General features: G+C 67.9%; 2 protein-coding genes. Both read left to right on the top strand.

Features of this window, described 5'->3' with window-relative positions; translation table 11 throughout:
• Window positions 1-125: 125 nt before the first annotated feature.
• A complete protein-coding gene (istA, locus tag ABZ490_RS52110) occupies window positions 126-1,544 on the top strand; it encodes an IS21 family transposase (RefSeq protein ID WP_359008107.1) in 1,419 nt (472 codons plus the stop codon).
• On the top strand, window positions 1,541-1,874 hold a 334-nt coding region (locus tag ABZ490_RS52105; RefSeq protein ID WP_359008104.1), incomplete at its 3' end, for an ATP-binding protein. The genes istA and ABZ490_RS52105, both read left to right, overlap by 4 nt.

Raw genomic sequence — 1,874 nt, 5'->3', positions numbered from 1 at the left:
TGTCGGCGTACACATGAACGTCCCCACCCGCGTACGGATGAAAAGGGCCAGTTGTTGATGCATTGAGACCTGCTGCTCGGCACTCTGCTGCTTGGTCGGTGAGAGGTGGAGGAAGGCGGTCGACGGTGGTCCTGGATCCGCATCGATGGTTGGAACTACGGCGCTTCCGGAGCCTGTTGGAATCCGGGGCGATCAGCCTGTCGGAGGTGGCCCGGGAGACCGGGCTGGACCGGAAGACGGTCCGTAAGTATCTGTCGGCACCAGGTCCGGCGACCCCGCCGCGCCGGTCGCCGAACGGACGGTCGAAGGCGAGGGTCATCGACGAGTTCGCGCCCCTGGTTGACTCGATGCTGCGGGCCGAGATCCTGATGAAGGCCGCGGTGATTCACGGGCGGCTGGCCACGGAGTACGGGTTCACCGGCAGCTACCAGCGCGTCAAGCTCTACGTTCAGGAAGCCCGGCCCCGCATCGCCGAGGAACTCGGCATCACCCCGAACGAACTCGCTGGCATGCACCGCCGCTTCGAGGTGATCCCCGGCGCCCAGGCCCAGGTGGACTGGGGCGACGAGGGCAAGATCCTCGCCCACATGGGGATCCCGAAGGTCTACTCCTTCCACATGACGCTGTCGTACTCGCGCGACCCGTTCTGCTGCTTCACCACCGGCCAGGACCTGCAGACGTTCTTCGACTGCCACCGCCGGGCCTTCGCCCACTTCGGTGGCGTCCCGATGACGATCGTCTACGACCGAACCAAGACCGTCGTCCGCCGTCACGTCGCACCCGGCGAGGCGGTCCCGCTGCATCCGGAAGCCGTCGGGTTCGCCGGCCATTACGACTTCGACATCGACGTCCTGGCCGCCTACCGGCCCACCGGCAAAGGCCGCGTCGAACGGCAGGTTCTGATCGTCCGCGACCACGTCCTGTCCGGCCGGTCTTTCTCCTCCGTCGTGGAGATGGACGCCGCCTTCGCTGCCTGGGTCCCGCAGCGGCGAGCTCAGGCCCACAGGACTCACCAACAGGTCATCGCAGAGCGAGCGGCCCGTGACCACGTGGCTCTCAAACCGCTGCCGCCGACTCCGTATCTGGTGGCCGAACGGCACCTGCGGCCGGTCGGCAAGGACTGCCTGGTCGCCTTCGGCGGCAACCTCTACTCGGTGCCCGCCCGCAAGGTTCGACCACGTCAGCTGGTGGAGATCCGCGCCACGAAGTCGCAGGTCATGCTGCATTCCACTGTCACGGCCAGCAGCGGCGGGACGCTGCTGGCCACCCACCCGCGGGCGATCGGCCGAGGTGTCCGCGTCGTCGAAGAGACCCACTGGGACGGGCTGCCCACCGGCAAGGGACGCCGCACCACTACCGGCGATGTCCTGCCCCGGCCTCGCGATGAACATCCTCCGGGCGAGGAGACGGGACCTCTGCAGGCCCTGCTGAACCGGGCTGCAGCCACCCGCATCGAGGTTGGCCGCCGTCCGCTGTCGGTCTATGACGAGCTGACCGGCACCCGTCCCTTCACCACCCGTCCGAGCACGAGGGAAACGCCTTGAGCGAGCTGGTCTCCACCCGCATCCGCACCACGGCCGGCAAGCTCGGCCTGCCCCACCTGGCCGAAACGATCAATGAGTACACCCGGCGGGCTGACGAGGGGAAGCTGGGCTATCTCGATTTCCTCGACCTGGTGCTGTCCGAGGAACTCGCCGTCCGTGACGACCGCCGCTTCCGCCAGGGCCTGCGGCTTTCCCGGCTGCCGCACCACAAGACCCTGGACGAGTACGACTTCTCCTTCCAGCCCGACCTCGACCCGCGCAAGGTCAAGGACCTCGCCACCCTCTCGTTCGTCGAGGGCAAGGCGAACGCCGCCCTGCTCGGGCCGCCCG

This window comes from Streptomyces sp. NPDC005811 (genome assembly GCF_040630405.1).
Lineage (GTDB): Bacteria > Actinomycetota > Actinomycetes > Streptomycetales > Streptomycetaceae > Streptomyces.
Note: the sequence above shows the minus strand (reverse complement) of the source record. Positions and strands in the feature narration are given on the sequence as shown.